The following is a 4,556-nucleotide window of genomic DNA, read 5'->3' as shown; positions in this document are numbered from 1 at the left end:
TCAAGGACTATTTGGTTTTCAATTAGGAACGGATCATCAAATGAATAATAATAACGATATTCAGTCTGACAACAGTGGAATGTTTCAAGGAATGGCAGGCTTTCAATTTGGAACCGACCAAAAAATGAATGAGAATAACGTTGTAGATAATGGAAACATGGGAATAGCTCAGGGCATGACAGGCATACAATTCGGAATGTCCAATCAAATGAATAATAATAACGAAGTTGGTGATTTTTTTGGTATTCCCAATAACATGGGTGTGGCTCAAGCAATGGCAGGCAGGCAATTCGGAATGTCCAATCAAATGAATGAGAATAACGAAGTTACTAATAGAAACACAGGAATTGCTCAGGGAATGTTTGGCGTGCAGGGTGGAAGCGGAAATATTTTGAGGAATAATAACTTAGTTATCAATAATAACACAGGACTGGTTCAAGCAATGGCAGGAGTTCAATTTGGAGAATTAAATAATATGACTTTAAATAACCTCGTTGAAGATAATAACACAGGAATTGCTCAGGGAATGTTTGGTACTCAGGTTGGAAGCGAAAATTCTATGGGGGAAAATAACCAGGTTAGTGATGGCAACATGGGAGTGGCTCAGGCTTTTTTTGGCGGACAAGCTGGAAGTCAAAATGAAATGGGACTTAATAACCGCCTTAGAAACGATAACACAAGATTTGCTCAGGCTTTTGTTGGGGTACAAGTTGGAATGGGAAATACAATGAATCAAAATAATGGCTTCCTTGATATGGTTGAGCAAAGTAATATGAACACAGATGTGTTTCAAACATTTGCTGGAGCACAATTTGGAGCATCCAATGAAATGAATAATAATAATAATTTTAGCACAGATGGAAATTCAGAAATCCTACAAATTTTTGGAGGAGCGCAATTTGGCAGCTTAAACCAGGCAAATATGAATAACCAAATTAATGCTGAAAACACCTCTAATATTTTACAAGTTTGGGGAGTTGTACAGGCAGGTAGTGGTAATATGTGTAACAATAACAATACAGTTAACTGATTTGGCATGGTTTAAGTTGGTCTCCCAACCTTTAATTTAACTGTGGCTATAATGAATAACTCCCCTTTTCTTCAGGTTGGGGAGTTGTCATTTAGTGAAAATGAGATTTTTAATTCTGAAAACGGTTTATCTTTATCCTATATTTAACTGACTAACGGTAGTATATAAGTGTTCCATAGGAATCAGAGCGATTCTCCATTAGCCTACACCTAATCAAAACAAAAGCCAAAAATCTCCATTTTACCCATCCCGAAGTATGCGGATACAAGGGTATAAGCAGGCTCTTCTATTTTTTTTTAATCTTCCAATTGCTTTAGTATTGCTGAAGACTTGATAATTGGATTCCAGTCACTTTCGGAAAGGAAAAAACTTCTCACCTTAGATTCTTTTTTTCGGGTTTAGTTCCATGAAAAGCCTATAGGACAAATATGAGAGTCCCAAAAATACGATGAAGTTAATTCCCTCATAGAGAAATGGTCATTTATAAATGGCATCTAAGCTCATCCAGCAGATTGACCAAAATGGTAATTGGTTAACGGTCATTCGCACACATTTGAAACTAGATATTGTAAATTGAGATAATTTCTTCTGAACGTAAACAACATCATCACTGCTGTTTATCTTACTAATCAAGTAGAAATGGTAGAAATAGGCTATTAGAAAATTAGTGATTATTAAGAAAATGGCACCAAACCTTGTTGATACAAAAAAGGCTTCTGCAGATGTGGCAATGAAAGCAACTAAATTAAGCGTAATAGTATAATTAATCCCAATTGATACCATTACAACTTTAGTTGTCATGGGTGCAAGGAGACTTGCCCTCTTTCTAAAAGAATGTTATATTCCTATAAACATCTCATGCGGCGTATTTATATCATGCTGGGATAATAGGAGGACTATTAGAATTGCAACTTCGGTGCTTTCTACTATAAAATCTGAAAAAAGTGTAGTGATTTTTCCTTCTTTTACTATTTATACCGCTAACTGTATACTGACCTTTCCAAAAGAACTGCCCTGAATCAACAACTTTCCAAATAGATATGAAAAAAGGGCCAAGGGAGTCCTTTAGACCTATTAAATCAATTTATTTCTAAAGAAATTAAAGTGGTAAAAAAAATTATTCCTGAAATTAATAAAGTTTATTTCATTAATAAATACACTTTGATCAAAGTGCTATCAGGAAATGGTGGTGTTCAGGTAGATTTCCTAAACTTTTACGATTGGCGGGAGAAAGGTATTTATTTAGTCAAGGGGCAGTACATCAAATTTCTCTCGGATGATTTTATCATCCTTAAAATTGAATTTCCTTGCGAACTCATATTCCTTCATAAGGAAGTTAGGGTCCTATTTTTAAACCTGATACCTTTCAGTTACATTAACTTCAGTCATTGTAAAGCATGTCAAAAATATTTGGAAAACATAGGCAGCAACAACCATATTATTGATCTTTTGCTGGCTTCATCCCATCAATGGTATCGGCAAAACCCTTTTCAAGCATCCAAAGAACAATATCGAATCATTTCAAACCTCAGGGAGTTTATTGATTGCAATTATAAATATCACCTGACAAGTGAGGAGCTTACTTCTTTATTTGGTGAAGTCAGCTATAATGTCAATACCTTAGTTAAAGAAAAGATTGGAATATCGATTAGTACGCTTTTGAGAAATAGGAGGCTTCTAGAAAGTAAAAAAGAGATGGCCTTTACGAATAAGTCTATAAAAGAAATCTCATATGACCTGGGTTATAAGGATTCTGCTTATTTTAATCGGGTATTTAAAAAAGCAACAGGACAAAGCCCTGTACAATTCAGGAAAAATTTTGATTATCCATATCGAGATGATTTTTCGAAAAACATTATGAGCCTTTTGCAGAAGTACCACACAGAAGAAAGATCTCTGGAGTTTTATGCTCGCAAGATGAATTTATCGGTAAAAGCCCTATCCAAGAAAGTAAGAGAAAAAATGAATATTTCTTTAGGGAAATTACTTCGCTTAGAATTAATAAACACTTCTAAATATATGCTATTAAAAGGTGTCAAAATTCGTGAGATATCCTTCCGATTAGGCTTTGAAGAACCGAACCATTTTTCAAGTTTTTTCAAGCACTACACTGGTATCACTCCCACGGACCTGAAAAATGAAAAGTGCAATTTTTAAAGTCTTTTTTGTAGTATTTGCATGCCATACCTGTCCTAACTTCTCATTGTTAATTTATGTTAATCATTAAAACGAAAAAAGATGGACCTAAAACAACAAGTAGGAAAGATTGATTCTTTGGTAGAAAAAGGGGCTATAGTGGATGCCGTTAAAACTTATTTTGCTGATAATGCTCATACCTCTGATTACGGACATGTAGAAATGAACAATAAAGCTCAACAGGTCCGGAAATTAGAAGACTTTACTGGTTCCATAAAGAATATTAATAGCATTAAACACCACCGCACTGTAGTGGAAGGAAATGTGTCTGATTCAGAGTTTACCTTTGATTTTGACATGAAGGACGGAAGCAAAATCCACTGGCATGAAATTATTCGTAGAAAGTGGAACAATGATGGGAAAATCATTAATGAAGAGTATTTCAATGCAGAATAACCTAATAGGTATTTAGATGGTAAATGCTCTGTAATAATAAAACCTATAGATACCTTTACAAAGTTAGTAATATTCCTGTTTTCCCCTTCTTTGTTTCAAAAAGTAAGAGAAGGTAACCCCTGCAAATAAATGTTTATGTTGTTAAGTGAGCCGTGGATGTGCTATTTACGGCTCCTTTATCATTTTTGACCGTGGCTAATTAGGGCTGTCATACTTGAGTGTACAATGGGTTAGGATAAGGATAATATGTTAATCTGAAATATCGGTGGGCCCGCAATTTGTCCTTATGGATCAATTGTAAAATGATAACTTGTCCACTATTCCTCAAACTATAAATGATGACTTTATTGGAGGATTTAATAAAATGCTATCATGGTGCATATGGGTCCAAGTAATGTGTGTAACATTAGTGTTTGGATGTTGAGAAAAACTTTCCCTAGCCATTAAAACAAAATTCATGGTCCATAATTTAGGAGCCACTAGAAAAAGAAAATAGGATGAATAGAAAATGTAAACCAGGCTTTTTTTTAAAATATTTTAATGGAAGCATTTAGCCAACAGTTAAGGCAATTCCTCTGTTTTTTACATTTGTTACCATATTTAGTGCCTCCGTGCTTTTATTTTCTTTTAACAGACTGTCAAAGGCAAAGCTATAGGGGGCATCAACCATAAACTTGCCTGACACTACTAGGATTTCCGTTCCTAATCCAAGGTCAGCCCCAAAGTCGAATTGGTGATTAAGATCTTTTTCAGACTTTTCTTTTTTCCTTTCTCCCTAAAGCACATCATAGCTACTAATCGCTCAGTCCAAAGAAGGACCAACAATAACATAAACGGAGAGTTTTTCATTTCTAATTTTACCCTTCAATAAAATGGACCTTGTATTAATCGTGTAGCATAATTAAATTCAATTTCTTTGTCTGCAATCACATTA

General features: G+C 34.6%; 2 protein-coding genes and 1 pseudogene. All 3 read left to right on the top strand.

Going from position 1 to position 4,556, the window contains the following annotated elements; translation table 11 throughout:
- Positions 1 to 1,030, top strand: a pseudogene (locus E1171_RS06520) (hypothetical protein); the annotation flags it as partial.
- A gap of 1,104 nt (positions 1,031 to 2,134) precedes the next feature.
- Positions 2,135 to 3,187 (top strand): helix-turn-helix domain-containing protein, encoded by a 1,053-nt coding sequence (locus E1171_RS24430; RefSeq protein WP_222931419.1) that lies wholly within the window; start codon positions 2,135 to 2,137, stop codon positions 3,185 to 3,187.
- An 81-nt stretch (positions 3,188 to 3,268) separates the two neighbouring features.
- Positions 3,269 to 3,622, top strand: a complete 354-nt coding sequence (locus tag E1171_RS06510; protein WP_155205203.1) for a hypothetical protein — start codon at positions 3,269 to 3,271, stop codon at positions 3,620 to 3,622.
- Positions 3,623 to 4,556: the final 934 nt, after the last annotated feature.

This window comes from Xanthovirga aplysinae (genome assembly GCF_009711365.1).
In the GTDB taxonomy this organism is placed as follows: Bacteria; Bacteroidota; Bacteroidia; order Cytophagales; family Cyclobacteriaceae; genus Xanthovirga; species Xanthovirga aplysinae.
The sequence above is the reverse complement of the archived record's forward strand: the minus strand, read 5'-3'. Positions and strand labels throughout refer to the sequence as shown.